Annotated in this window: 1 protein-coding gene and 1 pseudogene; one reads left to right on the top strand and one right to left on the bottom strand. The window is 43.2% G+C overall.

Features of this window, described 5'->3' with window-relative positions:
• Positions 1-153, bottom strand: a pseudogene (cymR, locus tag ACWHAR_RS22765) (cysteine metabolism transcriptional regulator CymR); the annotation flags it as partial.
• A 202-nt stretch (positions 154-355) separates the two neighbouring features.
• On the opposite strand from cymR, the gene ACWHAR_RS22770 reads away from it, so the two are divergent.
• The coding region (locus ACWHAR_RS22770; protein WP_452087910.1) for an AAA family ATPase at positions 356-1,091 on the top strand (736 nt) is incomplete at its 3' end.

The following is a 1,091-nucleotide window of genomic DNA, read 5'->3' on the forward strand; positions in this document are numbered from 1 at the left end:
ATTTCTGAGCGGCGATACCAGCTGCTCCAAATAATGCTCGGACAAATTATTCGTCTGTGCGATGCTTTTTAATGAAGTCGGGCCTTCACCGTGCTTTTTTGCAAGCTCGATCATAATGGTGAGCCCGTATCTTCCCTTAGTTGATATTTTCAACATGAACACCTCTGTTATTTCATGATTTTCCACATTTATAATGGTAATTTCTATATGTTTCGTCCGTTTATTATCTTATAGACCAACTGTTATTATAACATACCTTCAGCGAATTTTCATTGAGGCAGAAGGAAAGGGGCCTTTACCCTTTTCTAATGTACGGTTTTCCGTTACCCTGTAATTAAGTAAGGAGAGATGATAGATGAAGCCATTGGCATATCGGATGCGTCCGACAAAAATAGAGGATATTATCGGCCAGCAGCATCTGGTGGCTGAAGATAAAATTATTGGCAGAATGGTCCAGGCAAAATATTTGTCATCCATGATTTTGTACGGGCCGCCCGGAATTGGAAAAACATCAATCGCAACAGCAATCGCCGGTTCAACAAGTATTGCTTTTCGAAAGCTGAATGCTGTCATTAACAATAAAAAAGATATGGAAATCGTAGCTCAGGAAGCCAAGATGTCCGGCCAAGTGATTTTGATTCTGGATGAAGTCCACAGGCTGGATAAAGGAAAACAGGATTTTCTATTACCCTATTTAGAAAACGGAATGATCATTTTGATCGGAGCAACGACGGCTAACCCGTATCATGCCATTAATCCGGCGATCAGAAGCCGGACCCAGATTTTTGAGCTTGAACCGTTAACACCTGATCTGATTAAACAGGCACTGGAACGTGCGCTCCATGATGAGCATCGGGGCCTTGGCACCTATTCTGTATCCATTGATGATCAGGCGATGGAGCATTTTGCCCACGGATGCGGAGGAGATGTCCGCTCCGCTTTAAATGCGCTTGAGCTTGCCGTGTTGTCAACGAAGGAGTCAGCAGACGGTGAAATTCACATTACATTAGAAACCGCGGAAGAATGCTTGCAGAAAAAAAGCTTTTCTCACGATAAAGATGGTGACGCGCATTATGATGTACTGTCCGCTT

Source organism: Bacillus sp. LR--39 (genome assembly GCF_053613335.1).